Here is a 20,886-nt window from a genome sequence, read left to right as displayed (position 1 = left end):
TTTGGCGGCCTGTGCTTCAATGTAGATCGCACTGAGCTACTGTGATAATGCTGGCCACGCAAAGTTGGCTGGGCAGGGCACTTTTCAGTTGCCCGGGCGTCGAACAGCCACCGTTTTTTTACCATTGAGGTCTTACCGATGAAAGCCTGGATCTGCCTTCCACTGATTGCCCTGGCCTTGGCAGGCTGCGCGGGCAAGACGGCCTACCGTGACAGCTGCGCCACCCAGCTGGATGCCGCCTGGAAGGAGCTGGACCTGGCCAAGGCCGAAGGCTTTGCCGGTGCCGTGAGCTACTCCAAAGCCTTGTCGCTGCTGACCGGCGCGAAGACCCAGCAGCAGTTCGAAGGCTACGAAAGCTGTACCCGCAAGGCTGAGAAGGCGCGGTTCTACATTCGTGAGTCGCGCGCCGGGCGCTGACCGAGGAGCGTCTTATGTCTGCCATGCTCGATCATGTAGTTGCCCAGATGCTGGCCGTGCAGGTACGCCTGCTGGCGTGCCGCGAGCGCCTGGCTGCCAATACCGACAGCGAGGCGCTGCATGACCTGCGTATCACCTTGCGCCGTCTGCGCAGCCTGCTCAGGCCCCTGCGCGGGTTGCCAGGCGTGGAACAGCTGGAGGATGCCGCCAAGGCCTTGGGTACCCTGACCACGCCGCTGCGCGATCGTGAGGTGCTGGCCGCCGAACTGATCGGGCGCGGCCACGTCGCGGTCGGGCAGCGGCGTCTGGAAGGGCGGGACAGAACCTTCGCCAGCGTCGCTGCCAGCCCCCAGCTGGCGCGTGTGCTGGCGATTGTCGACGCGTTTCCGTTGTTTTTGCGGGCAGCCGGCCGTGAGGGGCTGACCCAGTCACTGGGCAAGCGCATCGACAAGCGCCTGGTCAAGCAGTGGCGTACATTGCACAAAGCCTTGCGGGATCCGGCTCACGACCGTCACCGGCTGCGCTTGCTGATCAAGCGTGCGCGCTATGGCGATGAAGCCTACCCGCAGCTCGACCACGCCGGGAAAAAGCTGCAGCGCTTGCTGAAAAAGGCGCAGAGCGACCTGGGGGGCTGGCATGACCGGCTGCAGTGGCTGCTGCAGGCGCGCGACCATGCAGACCTTGCCCCCTGTCAAGCGGACTGGGAGCAGGAGTTACACGAAGCCGAGCGCCAGTCGGACGTGACGCTGGATGCCTTGTTGCAGGCACTGGCGCGGCGTTAGCCCGAACAATGACCGATATGCGGGCTGATCGCCCAGGGTTTGCTGGCTAGGATGGGCAGACCCTTTCTGCAGGCAGGAGCCGGCCCATGAATTTCAATCAACTGCTCGACGCTGTGCGAGCCAACCCGGAAGCCGTCAGCATCCCGCCCAGCTGGGCCCAAGGCCGCGCTGCCTTTGGCGGGCTGATGGCGGCCATGGTCTATGAGGCCATGCACCTCAAGCTCACAGACAGCCGCCCGGTACGCTCGCTGGCCATCAGCTTCGTAGCGCCTGCGGCCGCGGACGTGCCCATTCGCTTCGAGGTGGAGGTGCTGCGCGAAGGCAAGGCTGTCAGCACCTTGCTGGGCCGCGCGGTCCAGGAGGGCCAGGTGGTGACCTTGGTGCAAGGCAATTTCGGCGCGGGGCGGCCATCTGTCGTCGATGTGCCGGCATTACCGGCCATTGAAATGAAAGCGCTTGAAGACGCCGCACCTGAACTGCCCTATATCAAAGGCGTCACACCCGAGTTCATGCGCCATGTCGCATTGCGCTGGGCGGTGGGCGGGTTGCCGTTCAGTGGCAATCAGTCGCGCAAGATGGGCGGTTGGGTGCGGTTGCGGGACGTGGCAGAAGAACAGGTCAATGAAGCACACCTGCTGGCGCTGGTCGATGCCTGGCCGCCGAGCCTGATGCCGTTTCTCAAACAACCGGCTGCAGGCAGTACGCTGACCTGGACCATCGAGTTCATCCAGCCTATTGCGAAATTGTCGACCTTGGACTGGTGCCGCTATTGCGTGGAAACCGAACATGCGCGGGATGGCTATGGGCATGCTGCGGCCGCCCTTTGGACGGCAGAGGGCGAGTTGCTGGCCCTGAGCCGGCAGACCGTGACCGTATTTGCCTGATCAATCCTGAGAGCGCAAAACAGCGCCTGGCATCAATGCCGGTGCTTGTGCCGCTCCCGCCAGGCCTTCCACCACGCCCCGCTCAGCACAAAGCGTGGAAAGGTAATGAACTGCTCGGTCAGCAATCGCTGCACGGCGTCCTGACGATTGGCGAACGGCTCAGGCTGCTCGGCTTCCAGCCGGTGCCCCTGGCGCTGCAAGCCAAGCCCCGCAATCAGGGCGATCACGCCAACAGCAATCTGCCCCAGATCCAGGGCGAACAGGCCGGACAGAACCAATAGCGCACCCAGAATGAACAGCGGCACGGCAATCAGGTGCAGCACGAGGTTGGTTGGGTGGCGGTGGTTGTGGTGGTAGCCACGCCACTGCCAGGCGGGCAGGTTGGGCAGACGCTTGCTCATGGGCATTTCCTCACGGTCATGCCCAAAGCTTAGTGCGGCCTCCGGACGGGGGCCAATCGAGGCTGGCTATGGTGACTATAGCTTGAGCTGGCCAATGGCCTTGCTGAGTTCGCCGGCAAGGGTCGCCAGTTCGCTGCTGGTGGTGGCCGAGCCCACCGTCTGCTGCACGGTCTGCTCGGTGACATCGCGGATGCTCACCACGGCGCGGTTCATTTCCTCGGCCACCTGGCTTTGTTGCTCGGCGGCCACGGCGATCTGGGTGTTGCTTTCGCGCATCTGCGCCACTGCGCCGGTAATCTCGGCCAGCGCTTCGCCGGCCTCCTGGGCTTGTCGCACGCAGTCGTCGGCTTTGTAAGAGCTTTCCTGCATGAACTCCACCGCATCGCGGGTGCCCGATTGGAGGGCCGAGACCATGGTGGTGATTTCGTCGGTAGAGGTTTGCACGCGCTTGGCCAGGTTGCGCACCTCATCGGCCACCACGGCAAAGCCACGCCCCAGGTCGCCAGCACGGGCTGCTTCGATGGCAGCGTTGAGCGCCAGCAGGTTGGTTTGCTCGGCGATGCTGTGGATCACGCTGACCACGCCGTTGATCTTCTGGCTGTCGTCGGCCAGTTGGCGAATCATTTCGGCAGTTTGCTGCACGCCGCTGGAAAGCCCGGAAATCGAGTCCTGTACCCGGCTGACCACCTCTTTGCCACTGCCGGCCAACGTGTCGGCGGTTTGCGACAGGTCGCGGGTGGCACCGGCATGCTCGGCGATGTGGTGTACCGTCGCTGACATTTCGTTGATGGCGGTGGCGGCCTGGTCGGTTTCGCTTTGCTGGCCGAGCATGCCGTGGCGCACGTCGCTCATGCTGGCGGCCAGGCGTGCGGCGCCCGAGTCCAGTTGTGCCGCCGTGTGGGCAACAGTGCTGACGACCCGGTGGTAGGTGGCCTGCATCGCATTGAAGGCCCCGGCCATCTGGCCGACCTCGTCACCGCAGGCCAGCGGCACGCGGGCGGCCAGGTCACCGGTTTTCTCCACATGCAGCATCACGTCTTTCAGGGTGTTGAGCTGGCTGAGCAGGAAGCGGATCAGCAACTGCGAAGCGCCGAGCATGGCCAGCATCAGGATCAGCACGCACACCGCGTAGTTACTGAAGCGGTCGAAGAACACCTGGCGCAGGCTTGGCGACTGTGCCACCACGGCCACTTGCTGGTCACCGTTGCGCAGCACCTGTGCGCCGCGCAGCGGGTTTTCTCCGAGGACCCAGGCGCCTGGCAGTTCGACCCAGCCTTGGGCGTTGCGCAGGGGGTCGAGCGCCTCACCGGCGAACGTCGGCGTTTGCCCCGCAGGCCAACTGATGACATTGGCAAGGCGGGGCAGTGCTTGCCCAGCCGGCCAGGCGGCGATCAGCTGGGCTTGTGCAGCCGCCTGGGCCTGCGCTGCCTCGGCGCGGGCGCGTTGCTCCAGGTGCACGGCGTAGAGCACCAGCAGCAAGGTCGTGACAAAGGCCACCGCGTTGACGGCCCAGAATTTGTACTTCAGGGAAACATTGCTAAGCCAGGCACCCATGGGCAGGTCTTCTCTGAGTTGAGCGGAAACAATATTGGCAAGGTGCCATCATTGTGCCTGTATCTACTCAGCAAGATGTTGATACATATCAACAGCCCGCACGCAGGGCTCACGGAAGCTGGAAAAATGCCCGCGCCGTTGCGGTGGTGTGAGCAGCCGTATGCTCGGCGGATTCGCCCCGGTGCAAGGCGACTTCACGCAGCACCTCTGGCAAAAACGCCGGCTCGTTGCGCCCGTTCTTCGGCTTGGGACGCAGGCTGCGTGGCAGCAGGTAGGGGGCGTCGCTTTCCAGCATCAGCCGGCCTTCGGCAATGTTGCCTACCAGCGGGTGCAGATGAGTGCCACGGCGTTCGTCGCAGATCCAGCCGGTAATGCCGATGTGCAGGTCCATGTCCAGGTAAGCGAACAGTGCCTCGCGTTCGCCGGTAAAGCAGTGCACCACCGCGCCGGTCAGGTGGTCGCGGTAATCCTTCAGGATCGCCAGCAAACGCTCGCTGGCGTCGCGCTCATGCAGGAACACCGGCAGGCGCAGTTCCGCAGCCAGGGCCAGCTGGGCTTCCAGGGCTTTTTCCTGCAGCGGGCGAGGGGAGAAGTCGCGGTTGAAATCCAGACCGCATTCGCCCACTGCACGCACGCGTGGCTCATTCAGCAGTTGGCGCAAACGGCGCTCGCTACCGGCATCCCAGCCCTTGGCATCGTGAGGGTGTACGCCTGCCGTGGCGAACAGGTGCGCGCCGCTGTTATCCAGCTGCTGGCACAGCTCCAGTGCCTGCTCGCTGACCGCCAGGCTGGTGCCTGTCAGCACCATTTGCGTTACACCGGCTTCACGTGCGCGCTCGACAATGGCTGCCTGCTGGTCGTGGAAACTGCTGTTGGTCAGGTTGACGCCGATATCGATCAGTTGCATGGTGCTATCTCGTGCCGCGGGGCGGCCAGCATAGCAAAAACCGCGTTTTTCTGAAAAAACCAAGAACTTCATGCTGTTGCCGTGGTCTTTTGCCGTCATTTCTCACTTGGCGGTGCAACCCATGGATGCCGCCCACCGACCACGGACACGTTTTGCATGCTGCGATGCTGGCTCACCTTCCTGTTCACGCTCGGGCTGACGATTGGGCTGACCCTGTCCGGTGCCGCCCATGCGCGCGCGCCGGGGCCGCAGCAGAATATCCCACCTGCCAAGGTGCGCGACCTGCAACAGATTCGCTCCAGCCAGGTGTTGCGGGTGCTGGTCAATCAAAGCCGTAACAGCTCAGGCGAAGTCAAGGGTGAGCCGGTCGGCATCGAATACTACCGCCTGCGCGCCCTGGAGCATTACCTCAATGCTCGTGCCGCCGATGGCCAGGAGATTCAACTCAAGCTCATCCCACGGGCCAAGGAACAACTGCTAGGCGCACTGGCCCGCGGCGAGGGTGACCTGGCAGCGCCGGGCGAGCTGCTTGACCCCGGCACCGTGCGCGGTGTCAGCAGCAGTGCGCCGATTCTCGACCAGGTGCCGCTGACGCTGGTTGGGCGCAAAGGCGAGCGAAGCTTCAGCAAGGTCGAACAGCTTTCCGGGCGCACCGTGGCCTTGACCAGTGCCAGTGCCGCCGGGCCGCTGATCCAGCAGGTCAACCAGCAACTGGCGTTGCGCAAACGGCCCCCGATCAAGGTGGAGTGGGTCGACTCAACGCTGGCGGTAGAGGATGTGCTGGAGATGGTGCAGGCGGGCATCTATCACCTGACGGTGGTCGAGCAACCCATTGCCCGGCGCTGGGCACGGGTGATGCCACGCCTGCGCCTGGACACCCGGGTGCACCTGGGGGCTCCTCAGGCCATGCGTTGGTATGTAGGGCGCGATGCACCGCAATTGCTGGCCACGGTCGATCGTTTCCTGCAGGGCTACCGTGCACCGGACAACCAGGATGCCGCCTTCGAGCGCATCTACCGCCGCCAGTACCGGGTGCACAACCCGTTGGCCGGCAAGGATCGTCAGCGCCTGGCCTCGGTGCGTGCAGTACTGCAGAAGCATGGCCAGGCGCAGCAGATCGATTGGCTCAACCTGGCCGCGCTGGCCTTCAAGGAGTCCACCCTCAACCCGGCCGCGCGTGGCACTGGCGGTGCCCACGGCCTGATGCAGATAACGCCTTCGGCGGCACAGCGGGTAGGGGTGAGCAACACCGCCACGGTAGATGGCAATGTACAAGCCAGTGCCCGTTACCTGGCGCTGATCCGTCGCAAGTTCTTTGCCAGCCCCAAGATCAACGAGCGTGAACGCATGGCCTTTGTACTGGCGGCCTACAACCTCGGCCCCGAGCGGGTCCAGGCCATGCGTGCGGAGGCTCGGCGGCGCGGCCTCAACGGCAACCAGTGGTTCTTCCAGACCGAGCGCATCGCCATGGAGCAGGTGGGCATGGGGCCGGTCAACTTCGTCAATAGCGTCAACAAGTACTTCCTGGCGTTCAACCGCGAGCGTGCGGTCCTGGAGCGCGTAGCGAGGCGTTGAAAAATCGATTTTATCGATTGTTATGTTGGATTTTTTGCCATTTTCATATCTATTGAATTGATTATGATGGCGCCCAACCCAACACAACTTCTCCGCTTCAAGGACGCTTCGACATGAACAACACGACCCTCAACGCCCTGTTCTCCACCCGCGCCGGCGCTGGCCTCAGCGTGATCCGCATCCTGGTTGGCATCATCTTCATGGCGCATGGCGCGCAAAAACTCTTCGGCCTGTTTGGCGGTTATGGCCTGGAAGGTACCGGCCAGTGGATGGAAAGCATCGGCCTGGCGCCGGGTTACCTGATGGCCTTGCTGTCCGGCAGCGCAGAATTCTTCGGCGGCCTGGCCCTGGTGATCGGCCTGCTGGCCCGCCCGGCGGCGCTGGCGCTGACCGTGACACTGGTGGTGGCGATCTTCTCGGTGCATATCGGCAACGGCCTGTTCATGTCCAATAACGGCTATGAGTTCGCCCTGGCCCTGCTGGCGGGCACTGTCGCCGTCATGATCGAAGGCGCTGGCCGCTTCTCGCTGGACCGCCTGATCGCCCGCTGATACCACCCATGCGGCAAGATCCAAGCCTCAGGCCGATCACTTTCGGTTTGAGGCTTGTATCTTGCCGCTTGTAGCTCTAGCATACCGCCTGCGCCGATTTAAACAGCTACTTGCGGGGCGCAGGAAAGCCCCCATCCGGGTTATCCGAAATACCGCTAAAGCGCTGGTTCGGTGACGCCTCCCACCGCTGCCCAGCGGGATTCGCGAGGCGGAGAGAAGCTCCATGAGTTGCCCACGTACCAGTGTCTGTTTAAGCCCATTGCCTGCCAACCAGGCGTCCCGCACACCGCGCATTCTGCTCGGCGGCCAGCATCAGCCCACCCTTTTGCGTCACCTCGAAGGCCTGTCTCGACGCAAGGGCCAGGCGCGCGCATTTCTGATTCAGTTCGCCGATACCGGCTGCCACCTGGCGCAGTACGGCAATGACCGTTTTGACCTGGCCGTCATCCAGGCTCCGGCGCAGGATGAGGCCGCAGACGTTATTGGCCACCTCACCCGTATCGCGCGCCAAGGCCTGATTACCCGCCGCTAAGGAGTGCGCTGTTGAGCACCAACATCATTACCACGGAAGGCCACGACGCGCTGAAGAAAGAGCTGGACCACCTGTGGCGGGTGTATCGCCCGGAGATCACTCAGAAGGTTGCCTGGGCGGCATCCCTGGGGGATCGCAGCGAAAACGCCGACTACCAGTACAACAAGAAGCTGCTGCGCGAAATCGACCGCAGGGTGCGTTATCTGCGAAAGCGTCTTGAAGATGTGAAGGTGGTGGCTTATTCGCCGCAGCAGGAAGGCAAGGTGTTTTTCGGCGCCTGGGTCGAGATCGAGAATGATGATGGCGAGACCATGAAGTTTCGCATTGTCGGTTATGACGAAATCTACGGGCGTAACGACTACATCTCGATCGATTCGCCCATGGCCCGTGCCTTGCTCAAAAAGGAGGAGGGCGATGAGGTGTTGGTGCATACGCCTACCGGTGAAGCGACCTGGTATGTGAACAGCATCTCGTACGGGCAATAGATTGATGTTGTTTGTGCCGGCCTCTTCGCGGGCGAGCCCGCGAAGAGGCCGGCAAATGTAACACTCAAGTTTCCCGCAACACCGCCAAAGGGCTGGCATTCAACGCCCGCCGCGTCCCTAGCACACCTGCACCGCCCACCAGCAGCGCCCCCGCCAGTGGCAACACCAGCAGCCACGGGTGTGGGCTCCACTGCAAATCGAAGGCATAGCGATACAGCACCAGGGTAATCAGTTCACAACCCACTGCCGCCAACAGCCCACTGGCCGCACCCAGCAAACCGAACTCGATACGCCGCGCCTTCACCAGCAATGGCCGCGCCGCCCCTAGCGCACGTAGCAAGGCACCTTGGCGAATGCGTTCGTCCAGCGTTGCCTGCAAGCCGGCGAACAGCACCGCCAGCCCGGCCGCCAGCACGAACAACAGCACATACTCCACCGCCAGGGTCACCTGGGCGAGGATGCTGCGCAGCTGGTCGAGCAAGGCGTCCACCTGCAGGATGGTCACCGCCGGAAATGCCCGCGACAGCGCCACCACATCCAGGTCGTGGCCGGGTGCCAGGTAGAAACTGGTCAGGTAAGTGGTCGGCAACCCCTGCAGCGTGCCGGGCTGGAAGATCATGTAGAAGTTTGGCTGGAAGCTGTCCCAGTGCACGCTGCGCAGGCTGCTGACCCTGGCCTGGCGCTGCTGGCCGCCGATGTCGAAGGTCAGCAGGTCGCCCATGTGCAGTTTCAGGCTGGTGGCCAGCTCCGCTTCCACCGAAACGCCGGGTATTTCGCTGTCGGCCGGCAAGGCTTGCCACCAACTGCCGGCAGTGAGTTGATTGCCTTCGGGCAGTTCGGCGGCCCAGGTCAGGCTAAGGTCTCGCTGCACGGCGCGTTCACCCGCCGAGTCTTTGCTGACAACTTGCTGCACCGGCTGCTCGTTGATTTGCACCAGGCGCCCGGGCGTAACCGGGTAAAGCGGCGCCGAGGCTGCATTGACCTGGTGCAGGCGTTGCGCGAACGGTTCGCGGTCATCCGGCAGGATGTTCAGGGCGAAATGGTTGGGTGCATCCTTGGGCAGTTGGGCTTGCCAGGTGTCGAGCAGTTCGGCGCGCAGCAGGGCGACCAGGGCCATGGCCAGCAGGATCAGGCCGAAGGCCAGGGCCTGGCCGGCGGCGGCCGTGGGGTGGCGTAGCAGCTGGCCCAACCCCAGGCGCCAGGTCAGCGGTGCGCCGGCCAGCAACTGGCGCAGGCTGCGCAAACCGAGCAACAGCAGGCCGCCGAGCAACAATGCGGCGACCAGGCCGCCACCGAGCAAGGCGAAGGTGAGCAGCAGGTCAAGGCTCAGGCGCCACATGATCAGGCCCAAGGCAAACAGCGCGGCGCCATACACCAGCCAACTGCTGGGCGGTATCGGCAGCAGGTCGCGGCGCAGCACCCGCAGCGGGGGCACCTGGCCCAGTGCAGCGATCGGCGGCAGGGCGAAACCGGCCAGTGCCACCAGCCCGGTCCCGATGCCGGCCAGGGCCGGAACGATGCCACCGGCAGGCACCACGCTTGGCAACAGCCCCTGCAGCAGGCGGAACAGGCCCAGCTGGGCCAGCCAGCCGAGCAGGGCACCGGCCAGGGCGGCGACCAGGCCGAGCATGGCCAGTTGCAGGCAATACAGGCCCAGTGCCTGGCGGCGCGACAGGCCCAGGCAGCGCAGCAGGGCGCTGGCGTCCAGGCGGCGTGCGGCATAGCGGCTGGCCGACAGGGCCACGGCCACGCCTGCCAGCAGCACCGCCACCAGGCTGGCCATGTTCAGGTAGCGTTCGGCCTTGCCCAGGGCGCCGCCGATCTGCTGGTTGCCATCGCGGGTGTCGCGCAGGCGCTGGTTGGCGGCCAGGTCTTTTTCCACGGCCTGGCGGTATTGGGCCAGTACCTCGGTATCGCCACGCCACAGGTCGCGGTAGGTAACCCGGCTACCCGGCTGAATGACGCCAGTGGCCTCGAGGTCGGCCAGGTTCATCATCACCCGGGGGGTAAGGCTGTAGAAGTTGTTGGCGCGGTCGGGTTCGTAGGTCAGCACGCGGCTCATGCGCAGGGTTTTCATGCCCACGTCGATGCTGTCGCCAATCGCCAGGCCCAGCGCCGCCAGCAGGCGGGGTTCGACCCAGGCTTCACCCGGTGCCGGGCCACCGCCAGGCATCTCCTCGGCATAAGGGGCCGGCGCACTGCGTACCTGCCCGCGCAACGGATAAGCGCCGTCGGCGGCCTTGACGCTGGACAGCTGGATGCCATTGTCGCCGCCTACCACGCTGGTGAATTCGACCACCTGTGCATGGCGCAAGCCAAGTGCAGTGCCGCTATCGATCTGCTGCGCACGGGCCGGGGCGCTGCCTTGCAGCACCAGGTCGGCGCCCAGGAATTCACTGGCCCGCAGCTGCATGGCGCCGTTGAGGCGGGCGCCGAAATAGCCGATGGCGGTGCTGGCCGCCACGGCCACCAGCAGGGCAAAGAACAACACGCGCACTTCGCTGGCGCGAATGTCGCGCAGCAGCTGGCGCAGGGCCAGGCCGCACAGGCGGGACAACGGCATGTGGGTCATCAGGCCTCCACCGGGGCCACCAGGCGCCCCGCGTCCAGGCGGATCTGGCGGCGGCAGCGCCGGGCCAGGCGTTCGTCATGGGTGACCAGCACCAGGGTGGTACCGCGCTCCTTGTTCAACTCGAACAGTAAATCGCTGATGCGCTCGCCCGTGTGGCTGTCGAGGTTGCCTGTGGGCTCGTCGGCAAACAGCACCGCCGGTTGTGCCGCGAAGGCGCGGGCGATAGCAACCCGCTGCTGCTCACCGCCCGACAGTTGACGGGGCGTGTGGCTCAGGCGCTTGCCGAGGCCGACCCGTTCCAGCAGTGTGCGCGCGTGTTCGCGGGCATCCCGGCGGCCGTCCAGCTCCAATGGCAGCATCACGTTTTCCAGGGCGTTGAGGCTGTCGAGCAGCTGGAACGACTGGAACACGAAGCCCACATGTTCGGCGCGCACCCGGGCGCGCTGGTCCTCATCCAGGGGGGCCAGGTCATGGCCGGCGAGGATGACCTTGCCGGCGCTGGGCTGATCGAGGCCGGCAAGCAAACCGAGCAGGGTCGACTTGCCGGAGCCCGAGGCGCCGACGATGGCCAGGCTGTCGCCTTGGGCCAGGTCGAGGGAGAGTGCGTGAAGGATGGTCAGGTCACCTTCCGCGCTGGGGACCACTTTGCTAAGGTTCTGCGCAACGAGAATGCTGGGGCCCATGGAGAATCCGATGCGAGTGTGGTGGTTGAGTGCCGGTCTGGCCCTGTATTGCCTGGCCCAGAGCGCGGCGGCGGGAACACTGCTGATTGTTGGCGATAGTATCAGCGCCGGTTTTGGCCTGGATAGCCGCCAGGGTTGGGTCTCTTTGTTGCAGACCCGGCTTAAGGACGAAGGTTTCGACGATAAAGTGGTCAACGCCTCGATCAGCGGTGACACCAGTGCAGGTGGCCAGGCGCGGCTGCCGGCGCTGCTTGCAGCCCATAAACCGAGCCTGGTGGTGCTGGAGCTGGGCGGTAACGATGGCTTGCGTGGGCAGCCGCCTGCGCAATTGCAACAAAATCTTGCCTCGATGATTGAAAGCGCACGCCAGGCCGGCGCCAAGGTCGTGCTGTTGGGCATGCGCCTGCCGCCCAATTATGGCGTGCGCTATACCACCGCATTCGCCAAGGTGTATGAACAGCTGGCGGCGGATAAACAGGTGCCATTGGTGCCGTTTTTCCTCGAAGGAATAGGGGGTGTGCCTGAGTTGATGCAGGCCGATGGCATCCACCCGGCCCAGGGTGCCCAGCAGCGCTTGCTGGAAAATGCCTGGCCGGCGATAAAACCCTTGCTCTGACGCTTTAAACGGGGCCGGCTTTCGGCTAATGTTGCGCCCCCCGTTTCGAGTGCCCCCGATGCCGCGCCCTGCCTGGTCCCTGTATGCCTACCAACTGATCGAGCCCGATGAGCAGCTCGACCTGTTCGCCTGCCAGGAAATCCGCGTTCACCTGGTGGCTCGCCAGCTTGAGCTGGGCGTGCCGGTAGACCGCACCTTGTGCGGCGGCCTGCTGCCTGCGCAGCCGCGCTGGTCGGCCGTGCCGCGCGCCATCTACCGTGACAGCCGCCTGTGTGACCTGTGCCGTGCCATCCTCGATGCCCAGCGGCGCGGCATGCGCCCGGTCTGGCCAGAACTGCAGGCCAGCTGAGCGGCAAGCACCTTTCATCATCTGAAACGCTTGCATGGGCGCCAATGCCTCCCGCTTGCATCAAGGCGGGTGTACAATCGTTCCTCTTGACCTATCTTTCGAAGGATTTACCGGATGTTGCCGCGCTTTCCTGTCGTCACCCGTAGCCTGTCCCTGGCCGCCCTGCTGGTAGCGGGCCCCGCTGCTGCGCTGGAATTGCCACTGCCACCGCCCGGTGAAGACATCGTCGGCCAGGTGCATACGATCAAGGCCAAGTACGAGGACACGTTCGCCGACATCGGCACCGCCAACGACCTCGGCTATCTGGAAATGATCGCCGCCAACCCGGGCGTCGATCCGTGGCTACCGGGCGCCGGCACCGAGATCATCCTGCCGACCCGCTACATCCTGCCGCCGGGCCCGCGTGAAGGTATCGTCATCAACCTTGCCGAGTACCGTATGTATTACTTTCCGAAAGGGCAGAACGTAGTGCATACCTTCCCGCTGGGTATTGGTCGTGAGGGGTGGGGGTCGCCGATCGCCAACACCAAGATCACCGCCAAAACGCCGAACCCGACCTGGACGCCACCTGCCTCTATCCGTAAAGAACACGCGGCAGACGGTGACATCCTGCCGGCCGTGGTGCCGGCAGGTCCGGATAACCCGCTGGGGCCGTTCAAGTTCACCTTGGGCGTGCCGGGCTATCTGATCCACGGGTCGAACAAGAAGTTCGGTATCGGCATGCGTACCAGTCACGGTTGCTTCCGCATGCTCAACAACAACGTGCTGGAACTGTCGAAGATGGTGCCGGTCGGTACGCCGGTACGCATCATCAACGAGCCCTACAAGTTCGGTATCAGTGGCGGCAAGGTCTATCTGGAGGCGCACACGCCGCTGGACGACCAGGGTAACCCGTCGGTGGTCGACAAACACACTGCGGTTATCAACGCCTTGCTCAAGCGGGAAGACCTGGCCAACAACCTGCGCATGAACTGGGACATGGTGCGTGACGTGGTGGCTGCAGAAGATGGCATGCCGGTAGAAATTGCCGTGCCGGTGCAAAACCAGGGCAATGCGCCGATGGTGACGAGCATACCGCCCGAACTGCAGTAAGGTATTCGCGACACACCCGGGCCCGCCTCAGTGCGGGCCTTTTCGTATCTGCGGGGCGCGTTTGCGTTGTATACAGGCAATAAAAAAGCCGACCCACAAGTGGGTCGGCTCCATAACAATCCGTGAGGACTATTACTTGCGGCTGGCTTTGTCCAGCATACGCAGAGCGCGCTCGTTGGCTTCGTCAGCGGTCTGCTGAGCCTTCTGAGCGGCTGCCAGTGCGTCGTCAGCCTTACGGTAAGCTTCGTCAGCACGAGCTTGAGCGCGAGCTGCTGCGTCTTCAGTCGCAGTCAGACGAGCTTCGGTTTCTTTGGATACGCTGCTGCAACCGGTAGCCAGAACTGCGGCCAGAGCCAGAGCAGAGAATTTCAGAACGTTGTTCATCGTGTTCCCCTTCAAGGACTTTCTATTAAATAGCCATCTCTCAGGAAAAGAGAAACTGGCCGGCGTACATAGTACCCATTACTTGTAGTAAGTAAACTGACTGAGCGCAAGAACTGCAAAAAAAATGTTGCTTGACGCCGTGCCGACAAGATTTGCGACGCGTGTGTGAAAAAAACGTGCAGGGTTCGCAAGCGGTTGTACTACAGGAACTTTTTTGTTGAACTAAGGGTGACTTTAACTGTCCTTCGACGTCTTAAGCCCTACAACATCCGGTGGCTGTTGAACGTGCAGGGAAGAGTCGCATTCCGGGCATTTTCGCCATTTTTAGCCGCTACCGCCTTGAGCAATCCCGTTTGCGGCGCCTACTATCTTGTGAGTGCCAGAGAATCCGAACGATTGCAATCGTCCAGAGGTCGAAGGGGCAACAGGTGGCATAGAGGATTCTGTGCCGGATAAACCACCATCGGTGAAGGTATGGGTCTGCCGAGAAGACCTGCGAGGAGTAGTGATGAGCGAAGCGCTGACCATCCACCATGACCAGGCCGGTCATCAGTTCGAGACCAACGTGGACGGTCATCGTGCCTACCTGACGTACATGGATCTGGGCAAGCAGACGCTGGACATCTATCGCACCTTCGTGCCGAACGCCTTGCGGGGCCGCGGGATTGCCGCCGCGTTGACCGAGCAGGCCTTGGCGTACGCCGAGCAAATGGGTTACACGGTCATTCCGTCCTGCTCGTATGTGGAACGCTACATGGAGCGCCAGCAGCGGCATTCCAGCAAGGCCTGAGCTGCCGAAAGGCATCAGATACAAAAACGCCGGGCAATGCCCGGCGTTTTGTTTATTGCAATGCTCAGCCGCGCTTACGCTGCGGTAGCACATCCTTGAGCTTGGTACGCATGCTGCGCAGGGTTTTCTCGGTAGCCGACCAGTCGATGCAGGCATCGGTGATCGAGACGCCATACTGCAACTCTTCCAGGTTTTTCGGGATCGACTGGCAGCCCCAGTTCAGGTGGCTCTCGACCATCAGGCCGATGATCGACTGGTTGCCTTCGAGGATCTGGTTGGCAACGTTCTCCATCACCAGCGGTTGCAGGGCCGGGTCCTTGTTGGAGTTGGCGTGGCTGCAATCGACCATGATGTTGGCCTTGATCCTGGCCTTGGCCAGGTCCTGCTCGCACAGGGCGACGCTGACCGAGTCGTAGTTCGGCTTGCCGTTGCCGCCGCGCAGTACCACATGGCCGTAAGGGTTGCCCTTGGTGGTGACGATCGACACGCCGCCTTCCTGGTTGATGCCGAGGAAGCGGTGTGGCTTGGAGACCGACTGCAAGGCGTTGATGGCAACGGTCAGGCCGCCGTCGGTGCCGTTCTTGAAGCCGACCGCCGAAGACAGGCCCGAGGCCATCTCGCGGTGGGTTTGCGATTCGGTGGTGCGGGCGCCGATGGCCGACCAGCTGATCAGGTCTTGCAGGTATTGCGGGGAAATCGGGTCGAGCGCCTCGGTGGCGGTCGGCAGGCCCATCTCGGCCAGGTCCAGCAGCAGCTGACGGCCAATGTGCAGGCCGTCCTGGATCTTGAACGAGTCATCCAGGTACGGGTCGTTGATCAGGCCTTTCCAGCCCACGGTGGTGCGTGGTTTTTCGAAGTACACGCGCATGACCAGGTACAGCGTATCGGACACTTCTTCGGCCAGCACCTTCAGGCGCTCGGCGTACTCGTGGGCGGCCTTGATGTCGTGGATGGAGCAAGGGCCGACCACGACGAACAGGCGATGGTCCTTGCCGTCGAGAATATTGCGCACCACTTCACGGCCGGCAGTCACGGTCTGCAGGGCCTTGGCGCTGAGGGGGATTTCCTTCTTGAGCTGATCGGGGGTGATCAGGGTCTCGTTGGAGGCAACGTTCAAGTCATCGATCGGTAAATCAGCCATCGTGTTACTCGTCAGGTCACGGGTGCCGGCCGCCAGCTATCCCCGTGCGGCCCAGCAGCAAGAATATTCGCAGCGGGGAGCCGAACCTTAGCGCGTTACAGGTGGCGCGACAATGGGCTTGGCCCAGTCATTGTGGGGTTTTTCCGTGTTCGAGTGCGTTGCGCGCGAATGGGCTGCCCAGCGCTGCGTAACCTGTGTAAAAAGAGGGCTGACTTCATACTCGGAGATCGGCATGCATCCACACACCCCTCGCATCGGTATCATCGGCAGTGGCGCCATCGGCGGCTTTTATGGGTTGATGCTGGCCCGGGCCGGTTTCGATGTGCATTTTCTGTTGCGCAGCGAGTACCAGGCCGTCAGGGAGCAAGGGCTGACCCTGGACAGTGACGTGCATGGTGCGTTGCAGATGCAGGTGCAAGCCTATGCCAGTGCCGCCGACATGCCGCCTTGCGACTGGTTGCTGATCGGTGCCAAGGCCACCAGCAATGATCAGCTCGCACCTCTGGTCGTGCAGGCCGCCGCACCCGGCGCCAAGGTCGTACTGCTGCAGAACGGCCTGGGGGTGGAGGAGCAATTGCGCCCGTCCTTGCGTAGCGACATGCATCTGCTGGGCGGCCTGTGCTTCATCTGCGTCAACCGTCATGCGCCAGGTGTGATCCGCCATCAGGCACTCGGGGCTGTCAACCTGGGTTACCACAGTGGGCCGGCAAGTGACGGCGGTACCGGGCTGGTCGATGAAGGGGTGGCGTTGTTCAAACGCGCGGGCATCGATTCGCAGGCCATGCCAAATCTCGACGCGGCGCGCTGGCAGAAGCTGGTGTGGAACGTGCCCTACAATGGGCTGTCGGTGCTGCTGGGGGCTAGCACCATGCCGCTGATGGCAGACAGTCACAGCCGTGATCTCATCCAGGCATTGATGGCCGAGGTGGTGCAGGGCGCTGCAGCCTGTGGCCACGTGTTGCCTAAGGGGTATGCCGAGCACTTGTTCCAGGTTACAGAGCGCATGCCCGACTACTGGCCAAGCATGTATCACGACCATACGTTCAAACGCCCACTGGAATTGCAGGCTATCTATGCCGAGCCGCTGGCACGTGCGCGTGCGGCAGGTTGCTGCTTGCCGCGTATGGAAATGCTCTATCAGGCGCTGAGCTTTCTCGACAGCAACCACCGGCCTCACTGAGGGCGGCACTGACCTCGGCTGGGCGCTTCAGCCCGCACCAGTAGCGCGCCGGACGGCAAAGCGTGCATCCGGCGCGCTGCTAAGCTGAAGCTTGCTCTGCCGCTGCGGCAGTCGAGGAGGTCGAATGATCCGCTCCATGCTGTACGCCACCGACCTCGGTGTCTACGCACCTTTTGTGATGCAACACGCGCTGGCACTGGCGCGTACGTTCAATGCCGAGTTGTATGTGATCCATGCGGTGGAACCCATGGGGCAGTTCGCCGAATCCCTCCTGCAAAGCTACCTTGATGAGCAGACGCTTGACCAGTTGCACAGCCAGGGCGTGAACACGGTGATGGCCAACATCGAGCAGCGCGTGCTGGAAAACTTTCGTGATGAGCTGGGCGAGGAGGCCGACCTCGCGGTGATCAAGGCGGTGCGGGTACGCCAAGGTGACCCCGCGCAGGTAATCCTTGACCAGGCACAGCGGTTGAGTGTCGACCTGCTGATCTTCGGCAGCCACAGCGCCGGTGCCGGCGTGGATGTACCGCTGGGGCGAACGGCGGTTCGGCTGCTGCAGCTGTCGCCGGTGCCGGTGTACATGGTGCCGTTGGCGCAGCACTTGGGGCGTAGAAAAGCATGAAGATGGCTGTAGGCTATTTCCGGGGGCATGTAACAAAATAGTTCTAGATTTATTTCCAGAACCACTAATATAGTTATATATCGTCGCTGCCTGCTGCCGCGGACTCATCGCTGAACCGAGGGGAACCTATGAAGCTTCAACAACTGCGCTACATCTGGGAAGTGGCGCACCATGACCTCAACGTCTCCGCGACGGCGCAGAGCCTGTATACCTCCCAGCCAGGTATCAGCAAGCAGATCCGCCTGCTCGAAGACGAACTGGGTGTTGAAGTCTTTGCGCGTAGCGGCAAGCACCTGACCCGCGTCACGCCGGCCGGCGAGCGCATCATCAATACCGCCGGCGAAATCCTGCGCAAGGTCGAAAGCATCAAGCAGATTGCCCAGGAGTTCTCTAACGAGAAGAAGGGTACGCTGTCCATCGCCACCACCCACACTCAGGCGCGCTATGCCTTGCCGCCGGTGATCAGTAGCTTCATCAAGCAATACCCGGAAGTGTCCCTGCACATGCACCAGGGTTCGCCCATGCAGATCGCCGAGATGGCAGCAGACGGCACGGTAGACTTCGCCATCGCCACCGAGGCACTAGAGCTGTTCGGCGACCTGATCATGATGCCGTGCTACAAGTGGAACCGTTGCGTGGTGGTGCCGCAGGGTCACCCGCTGGCCAAGCTGCCGAAACTCACTCTGGAAGCGGTTGCCGAATACCCGATCGTTACCTATGTGTTCGGTTTTACCGGGCGCTCGAAGCTGGACGAAGCGTTCAACCACCGCGGCCTCACGCCGAAAGTGGTGTTCACCGCGGCCGACGCCGACGTTATCAAGACCTATGTGCGCCTGGGGCTGGGCGTGGGTATCGTGGCGGGCATGGCTGTGGATGCCAAGCTCGACAGCGACCTGGTGGCGCTGGATGCCAGCGAGCTGTTCGAGGCCAGTATCACGAAGATCGGCTTCCGCCGTGGCACCTTCCTGCGTGGCTTCATGTGCGACTTCATCGAGAAGTTCGCCCCGCACCTGACCCGCGAAGTGATGGCCAAGGCCATTCAATGCCATAACAAGCAGGAACTGGAAGAGCTGTTCGAAGGTGTCGAACTGCCGGTGCACTGATCCGCAAATGCAGGGGCTGCAAAGCAGCCCCGGTTATTTCAAGCCTTGCTGATCAGGTTGCCCGCGTGCAACCCGCATTCCTTCTGTGTCGACTCTTCCCACCACCAGCGCCCCTCGCGCTCATGCTGGTTCGGCAGCACCGGCCGGGTGCAAGGCTCGCAGCCAATGCTGATGAAGCCGCGCTCATGCAGGCTGTTGTACGGCAGCTCAAGCATGCGGATATAACCCCACACTTCCTCGCTGCTCATCTGCGCCAGCGGGTTGAACTTGTAAAGCGTGCGCTCGGGTGTGGAGAAGGCGCTGTCGATTTCCAGTGCCGCTACCTGGCTGCGGGTGCCCGGGCTCTGGTCGCGGCGCTGGCCGGTGGCCCAGGCGCTCACGGTAGCCAGCTTGCGGCGCAGCGGCTCGATCTTGCGGATGCCGCAGCACTCGCCGTGGCCGTCCTTGTAGAAGCTGAACAGGCCCTTTTCTTTCACGAACGGGTCAAGCCTGTCGCGGTCCGGGCTGAGGATTTCGATTGGCAGGTTGTACTGCTCGCGCACCTGGTCGATGAACCGGTAGGTCTCCGGGTGCAGTCGGCCGGTGTCGAGGCTGAACACCTTGACCTGCTTGTTCAGCTTCCAGGCCATGTCGACCAGCACCACGTCCTCGGCGCCGCTGAAGGAGATCCACAGGTCATCACCAAAGTGCTCGAAGGCAAGCTTGAGGATGTCCTGCGGGGACTTGTTGGCATAGGTCGCGGCCAGGGCGGCGACGTCGAAGGGTTGGCTCATCAGGCGGTTTCCATCTTGGCTGTGGCGCTGTGCGCTCGTAGTAAGGTGATGGTAACAAAAAAACGCGGGCTAGACGGATTCACAAGCCCTGCAAGGTCTGCATCAACACCCGCACTTTGGCGATCGACTCTTCATATTCGGCCTGCCATTCGGAGTCAGCCACTACCGCGCCGCCACCCCAGCAGCTGACCTGGCCGTTTTTGACCAGCAGGCTGCGAATGGCAATCGAGCTGTCCATCTCGCCGCGCACATCCACATACAGCAGCGAGCCGCAGTACAGCGCCCGCCGCGCAGGTTCCAGCTCGTCGATGATCTGCATGGCGCGAATTTTCGGCGCGCCGGTGATCGATCCGCCGGGGAAACTGTCGCCGATCAGGTCCAGGGCATCCTTGTCGCTGGCAAGCTGGCCGGTGACACTGCTGACCAGGTGATGGACGTTGGGGTAGCTCTCCAGGCTGAACAGCTCCGGTACTTTCACCGAGCCGATTTCGCAGCTGCGCCCCAGGTCGTTGCGCAGCAGGTCGACAATCATCAGATTTTCCGAGCGGTCCTTGGGGCTGCGCAGCAGCTCCTCGGCATTGCGTGCGTCTTCATCTGGGTCGCTGGCGCGCGGGCGGGTGCCTTTGATTGGCCGGGTTTCCACCTGGCCCTCGCTGACACGGATGAAGCGCTCGGGCGAAAAGCTCAGCAAGGCGCTGCCGTCAGCCAATTGCTGGTAGCCGGAAAACGGCGTGGGGCATACCTTGCGCAGGGCCTGGTAAGCTCGCCAGGGGTCACCCTGGCAGGGGGCGCGGAAGCGTTGAGTCAGGTTGATTTGATAGCAGTCACCGGCCTGGATGTAGCGCTGTACCTGGTCGAAAGCGGCTTTGTACTGTTCCGGCTGCAGGTCACCAGCCATTGGGGCGAGCAACTGGAAGTCACCGGTTTCGGTGCAGCGACTGCCTTCGAACAGGCCGATCAGGCGTTCTCGCTCGTCGCTTGCCAGGCTCGGGTGGAACACCAACTGGCTGGTACCTTGCAGGTGGTCGCTGACCAGGGCCCAGGTGTACAGGCCCAGTTGCGCGTCAGGCAGGCCGAGGTCGTCCACAGCCAGGCTTGGCAGGTGTTCCAGCCGACGGCCGAAGTCGTAGCTCAGGTAGCCGATCAGGCCACCGGCAAAGGGCAGTTCAACGCCCTTGGGCAAGCCTGCGTGGCCCAGTTGCGCCAGGCCGGCACGCAGGCGCTGGAGGAAGGCGCGGCCGTCTTCATCGGGCTGCGCTTGCAACTGTTGCAGCGGCCAGGCGCTGAGCAGGTCGAAGCGACCGCGTTCGGCGCCGGGGCGGGCGCTGTCGAGCAGGATCGCGCCGGGGGCCTGGCGCAGGCGGGCGAAATAGGCAGCAGGGTCGGGCTGGTAGGGCAGGGGGTGCAGCGTACAGGTCGGCATCAGTGTGGACGGCGATGTAAAAGCGAGGAGGGCGATTGTAGACCTGTGTAGGAAAAGCGCCTAGCACTGG

23 protein-coding genes are annotated in these 20,886 nt (G+C 63.0%); 14 read left to right on the top strand and 9 right to left on the bottom strand.

Features of this window, described 5'->3' with window-relative positions; translation table 11 throughout:
• Nucleotides 1-138 precede the first annotated feature (138 nt).
• The 3 genes from D906_RS22575 (at nt 139) to D906_RS22565 (ending at nt 2,083) form a co-directional block, all read left to right on the top strand.
• Nucleotides 139-417 (top strand): lipoprotein, encoded by a 279-nt coding sequence (locus tag D906_RS22575; protein ID WP_003250254.1) that lies wholly within the window; start codon nt 139-141, stop codon nt 415-417.
• 14 nt (nt 418-431) lie between these two features.
• A complete protein-coding gene (locus tag D906_RS22570) occupies nt 432-1,199 on the top strand; it encodes a CHAD domain-containing protein (RefSeq protein WP_025754401.1) in 768 nt (255 codons plus the stop codon).
• Nucleotides 1,200-1,285: 86 nt separating this feature from the next.
• On the top strand, nt 1,286-2,083 hold the full coding sequence (locus D906_RS22565) for an acyl-CoA thioesterase II (protein ID WP_025754400.1): 798 nt from the start codon (nt 1,286-1,288) through the stop codon (nt 2,081-2,083).
• 32 nt (nt 2,084-2,115) lie between these two features.
• On the opposite strand, the gene D906_RS22560 is transcribed toward D906_RS22565, so the two are convergent.
• The 3 genes from D906_RS22560 to D906_RS22550 form a co-directional block, all read right to left on the bottom strand.
• Nucleotides 2,116-2,484, bottom strand: coding sequence for an Mpo1-like protein (locus D906_RS22560; RefSeq protein WP_016714764.1), 369 nt, complete (start codon nt 2,482-2,484; stop codon nt 2,116-2,118).
• Nucleotides 2,485-2,559: 75 nt separating this feature from the next.
• Nucleotides 2,560-4,038 (bottom strand): methyl-accepting chemotaxis protein, encoded by a 1,479-nt coding sequence (locus tag D906_RS22555; RefSeq protein WP_019097179.1) that lies wholly within the window; start codon nt 4,036-4,038, stop codon nt 2,560-2,562.
• A 109-nt stretch (nt 4,039-4,147) separates the two neighbouring features.
• Nucleotides 4,148-4,945, bottom strand: coding sequence for a TatD family hydrolase (locus tag D906_RS22550; protein ID WP_019097178.1), 798 nt, complete (start codon nt 4,943-4,945; stop codon nt 4,148-4,150).
• A gap of 156 nt (nt 4,946-5,101) precedes the next feature.
• Between D906_RS22550 and D906_RS22545 the strand changes: the two genes are divergently transcribed.
• From D906_RS22545 to greB, 4 genes are all read left to right on the top strand, one after another.
• Nucleotides 5,102-6,520, top strand: coding sequence for a transglycosylase SLT domain-containing protein (locus tag D906_RS22545; RefSeq protein WP_019097177.1), 1,419 nt, complete (start codon nt 5,102-5,104; stop codon nt 6,518-6,520).
• Nucleotides 6,521-6,633: 113 nt separating this feature from the next.
• Nucleotides 6,634-7,071: a DoxX family protein gene (locus D906_RS22540; protein WP_019097176.1), complete on the top strand. Its 438-nt coding sequence runs from the start codon at nt 6,634-6,636 to the stop codon at nt 7,069-7,071.
• Between the two features lie 223 nt (nt 7,072-7,294).
• Complete coding sequence (locus D906_RS22535) at nt 7,295-7,603, top strand: hypothetical protein (protein WP_019097175.1); 309 nt, start codon at nt 7,295-7,297, stop codon at nt 7,601-7,603.
• 11 nt (nt 7,604-7,614) lie between these two features.
• A complete protein-coding gene (gene greB / locus D906_RS22530; RefSeq protein ID WP_019097174.1) occupies nt 7,615-8,088 on the top strand; it encodes a transcription elongation factor GreB in 474 nt (157 codons plus the stop codon).
• 64 nt (nt 8,089-8,152) lie between these two features.
• Here greB and D906_RS22525 read toward each other — a convergent pair whose 3' ends face one another.
• Nucleotides 8,153-10,660 (bottom strand): ABC transporter permease, encoded by a 2,508-nt coding sequence (locus D906_RS22525; RefSeq protein WP_027615736.1) that lies wholly within the window; start codon nt 10,658-10,660, stop codon nt 8,153-8,155.
• Nucleotides 10,660-11,343, bottom strand: a complete 684-nt coding sequence (locus D906_RS22520) for an ABC transporter ATP-binding protein (RefSeq protein WP_025754398.1) — start codon at nt 11,341-11,343, stop codon at nt 10,660-10,662. The genes D906_RS22525 and D906_RS22520 overlap by 1 nt, the downstream gene beginning before the upstream one ends.
• Nucleotides 11,344-11,353: 10 nt before the next feature.
• Between D906_RS22520 and D906_RS22515 the strand changes: the two genes are divergently transcribed.
• The 3 genes from D906_RS22515 to D906_RS22505 all read left to right on the top strand — a co-directional run bounded on the left by D906_RS22515 (nt 11,354) and on the right by D906_RS22505 (nt 13,400).
• On the top strand, nt 11,354-11,959 hold the full coding sequence (locus tag D906_RS22515) for an arylesterase (protein WP_019097588.1): 606 nt from the start codon (nt 11,354-11,356) through the stop codon (nt 11,957-11,959).
• A 58-nt stretch (nt 11,960-12,017) separates the two neighbouring features.
• Nucleotides 12,018-12,308, top strand: a complete 291-nt coding sequence (locus tag D906_RS22510) for a hypothetical protein (RefSeq protein ID WP_016714754.1) — start codon at nt 12,018-12,020, stop codon at nt 12,306-12,308.
• Nucleotides 12,309-12,422: 114 nt separating this feature from the next.
• Nucleotides 12,423-13,400, top strand: a complete 978-nt coding sequence (locus tag D906_RS22505; protein WP_016714753.1) for a L,D-transpeptidase family protein — start codon at nt 12,423-12,425, stop codon at nt 13,398-13,400.
• Between the two features lie 132 nt (nt 13,401-13,532).
• On the opposite strand, the gene oprI is transcribed toward D906_RS22505, so the two are convergent.
• Nucleotides 13,533-13,784, bottom strand: coding sequence for an outer membrane lipoprotei OprI (oprI, locus tag D906_RS22500; protein ID WP_003259780.1), 252 nt, complete (start codon nt 13,782-13,784; stop codon nt 13,533-13,535).
• Between the two features lie 508 nt (nt 13,785-14,292).
• Here oprI and D906_RS22495 point away from each other — a divergent pair.
• Complete coding sequence (locus D906_RS22495; RefSeq protein WP_016714752.1) at nt 14,293-14,574, top strand: GNAT family N-acetyltransferase; 282 nt, start codon at nt 14,293-14,295, stop codon at nt 14,572-14,574.
• Between the two features lie 64 nt (nt 14,575-14,638).
• Here D906_RS22495 and D906_RS22490 read toward each other — a convergent pair whose 3' ends face one another.
• Nucleotides 14,639-15,715 (bottom strand): 3-deoxy-7-phosphoheptulonate synthase, encoded by a 1,077-nt coding sequence (locus tag D906_RS22490; RefSeq protein ID WP_019097589.1) that lies wholly within the window; start codon nt 15,713-15,715, stop codon nt 14,639-14,641.
• Between the two features lie 232 nt (nt 15,716-15,947).
• Here D906_RS22490 and D906_RS22485 point away from each other — a divergent pair, with 232 nt between their 5' ends.
• The 3 genes from D906_RS22485 (at nt 15,948) to cysB (ending at nt 18,620) form a co-directional block, all read left to right on the top strand.
• Nucleotides 15,948-16,895, top strand: coding sequence for a putative 2-dehydropantoate 2-reductase (locus D906_RS22485; protein ID WP_019097590.1), 948 nt, complete (start codon nt 15,948-15,950; stop codon nt 16,893-16,895).
• Nucleotides 16,896-17,019: 124 nt separating this feature from the next.
• Complete coding sequence (locus D906_RS22480) at nt 17,020-17,517, top strand: universal stress protein (RefSeq protein WP_016714749.1); 498 nt, start codon at nt 17,020-17,022, stop codon at nt 17,515-17,517.
• Between the two features lie 128 nt (nt 17,518-17,645).
• On the top strand, nt 17,646-18,620 hold the full coding sequence (gene cysB, locus D906_RS22475) for an HTH-type transcriptional regulator CysB (RefSeq protein WP_010953293.1): 975 nt from the start codon (nt 17,646-17,648) through the stop codon (nt 18,618-18,620).
• Between the two features lie 38 nt (nt 18,621-18,658).
• Here the strand turns inward: cysB and D906_RS22470 are convergent, their stop codons facing one another.
• Both D906_RS22470 and pabB read right to left on the bottom strand, forming a co-directional pair.
• The gene (locus D906_RS22470) at nt 18,659-19,393 is read right to left on the bottom strand and encodes a phosphoadenylyl-sulfate reductase (RefSeq protein ID WP_019097591.1); all 735 of its coding nucleotides are present in this window, start codon (nt 19,391-19,393) and stop codon (nt 18,659-18,661) included.
• 79 nt (nt 19,394-19,472) lie between these two features.
• Nucleotides 19,473-20,816, bottom strand: coding sequence for an aminodeoxychorismate synthase component I (pabB, locus tag D906_RS22465; RefSeq protein WP_019097592.1), 1,344 nt, complete (start codon nt 20,814-20,816; stop codon nt 19,473-19,475).
• Between the last annotated feature and the right edge of the window lie 70 nt (nt 20,817-20,886).

This window comes from Pseudomonas sp. LAIL14HWK12:I1 (assembly GCF_003202095.1).
Taxonomy (GTDB): Bacteria; Pseudomonadota; Gammaproteobacteria; order Pseudomonadales; family Pseudomonadaceae; genus Aquipseudomonas; species Aquipseudomonas monteilii.
Note: the sequence above shows the minus strand (reverse complement) of the source record. Positions and strands in the feature narration are given on the sequence as shown.

What these genes read in the sequence shown, in the direction of transcription:
- D906_RS22480 (WP_016714749.1), top strand. Translation starts at nt 17,020, where the DNA reads ATGATCCGCTCCATGCTGTACGCCACCGACCTCGGTGTCTACGCACCT.
- D906_RS22505 (WP_016714753.1), top strand. Translation starts at nt 12,423, where the DNA reads ATGTTGCCGCGCTTTCCTGTCGTCACCCGTAGCCTGTCCCTGGCCGCC.
- D906_RS22565 (WP_025754400.1), top strand. Translation starts at nt 1,286, where the DNA reads ATGAATTTCAATCAACTGCTCGACGCTGTGCGAGCCAACCCGGAAGCC.
- D906_RS22545 (WP_019097177.1), top strand. Translation starts at nt 5,102, where the DNA reads ATGCTGCGATGCTGGCTCACCTTCCTGTTCACGCTCGGGCTGACGATT.
- D906_RS22485 (WP_019097590.1), top strand. Translation starts at nt 15,948, where the DNA reads ATGCATCCACACACCCCTCGCATCGGTATCATCGGCAGTGGCGCCATC.
- D906_RS22520 (WP_025754398.1), bottom strand. Translation starts at nt 11,343, where the DNA reads ATGGGCCCCAGCATTCTCGTTGCGCAGAACCTTAGCAAAGTGGTCCCC.
- oprI (WP_003259780.1), bottom strand. Translation starts at nt 13,784, where the DNA reads ATGAACAACGTTCTGAAATTCTCTGCTCTGGCTCTGGCCGCAGTTCTG.
- D906_RS22540 (WP_019097176.1), top strand. Translation starts at nt 6,634, where the DNA reads ATGAACAACACGACCCTCAACGCCCTGTTCTCCACCCGCGCCGGCGCT.
- cysB (WP_010953293.1), top strand. Translation starts at nt 17,646, where the DNA reads ATGAAGCTTCAACAACTGCGCTACATCTGGGAAGTGGCGCACCATGAC.
- D906_RS22470 (WP_019097591.1), bottom strand. Translation starts at nt 19,393, where the DNA reads ATGAGCCAACCCTTCGACGTCGCCGCCCTGGCCGCGACCTATGCCAAC.
- D906_RS22495 (WP_016714752.1), top strand. Translation starts at nt 14,293, where the DNA reads ATGAGCGAAGCGCTGACCATCCACCATGACCAGGCCGGTCATCAGTTC.
- D906_RS22490 (WP_019097589.1), bottom strand. Translation starts at nt 15,715, where the DNA reads ATGGCTGATTTACCGATCGATGACTTGAACGTTGCCTCCAACGAGACC.
- D906_RS22525 (WP_027615736.1), bottom strand. Translation starts at nt 10,660, where the DNA reads ATGACCCACATGCCGTTGTCCCGCCTGTGCGGCCTGGCCCTGCGCCAG.
- D906_RS22550 (WP_019097178.1), bottom strand. Translation starts at nt 4,945, where the DNA reads ATGCAACTGATCGATATCGGCGTCAACCTGACCAACAGCAGTTTCCAC.
- pabB (WP_019097592.1), bottom strand. Translation starts at nt 20,816, where the DNA reads ATGCCGACCTGTACGCTGCACCCCCTGCCCTACCAGCCCGACCCTGCT.
- D906_RS22555 (WP_019097179.1), bottom strand. Translation starts at nt 4,038, where the DNA reads ATGGGTGCCTGGCTTAGCAATGTTTCCCTGAAGTACAAATTCTGGGCC.
- D906_RS22570 (WP_025754401.1), top strand. Translation starts at nt 432, where the DNA reads ATGTCTGCCATGCTCGATCATGTAGTTGCCCAGATGCTGGCCGTGCAG.
- D906_RS22515 (WP_019097588.1), top strand. Translation starts at nt 11,354, where the DNA reads ATGCGAGTGTGGTGGTTGAGTGCCGGTCTGGCCCTGTATTGCCTGGCC.
- D906_RS22560 (WP_016714764.1), bottom strand. Translation starts at nt 2,484, where the DNA reads ATGAGCAAGCGTCTGCCCAACCTGCCCGCCTGGCAGTGGCGTGGCTAC.
- D906_RS22575 (WP_003250254.1), top strand. Translation starts at nt 139, where the DNA reads ATGAAAGCCTGGATCTGCCTTCCACTGATTGCCCTGGCCTTGGCAGGC.
- D906_RS22510 (WP_016714754.1), top strand. Translation starts at nt 12,018, where the DNA reads ATGCCGCGCCCTGCCTGGTCCCTGTATGCCTACCAACTGATCGAGCCC.
- D906_RS22535 (WP_019097175.1), top strand. Translation starts at nt 7,295, where the DNA reads ATGAGTTGCCCACGTACCAGTGTCTGTTTAAGCCCATTGCCTGCCAAC.